Raw genomic sequence first — 626 nt, forward strand, 5'->3', positions numbered from 1 at the left:
GTAGGTAATCGTTTATCTAGTACCTCTGCAGTTTGCTTGAATAGATCTTTATAAGTCATATGACTAGGTCCACCAATATCTATCGATTCGTTCTCATTTGGATTACGCTCTACAATTTTATATAAACCGTCAATCACGTCGTCTATTGCAACTGGCAATGTTATATTATAAGCCCATTTTGGTAGTAACAGGCCAGGTAATCTTTCTACTAATTTTTTTAATATAGGGTAAGAACTTCCTTTAGAACCTATAATCAAACCAGCTCTTAAAGTACTTACTGGTACACCATATGATCCTAAAATCTGTTCGCATTCTAAACGGCTTCTTAAATGTGGTGATAATTCATTTGTATTAGGTATCAAACCACTCATAAATACAATATGCTGAACTTTGTTATAACTTGCGGCTTTAGCAAAATTATCAGCTAATAATGCATCCATATCTTCAAAGCTCGCCTGCGTTAACTTAGCTGAAGGCATCATAGAATGGACAAGATATATAGCGATATCAATATCCTCCATTACCTCAGTGATTTCATTTAAATCAAACAAGTCAGCTGCCTTCCAAGTAACATTTTGTTCATTTGATTTATTTTCTATATTTCTAGAAATAGCTATAATTTCATA

1 pseudogene is annotated in these 626 nt (G+C 33.2%); it reads right to left on the minus strand.

The window, feature by feature from the left end:
* A pseudogene (locus HMPREF3125_RS08815) lies at positions 1-626 on the minus strand (NmrA family protein); the annotation flags it as partial.

Source organism: Staphylococcus sp. HMSC13A10, from assembly GCF_001808005.1.
Lineage (GTDB): Bacteria > Bacillota > Bacilli > Staphylococcales > Staphylococcaceae > Staphylococcus > Staphylococcus pasteuri.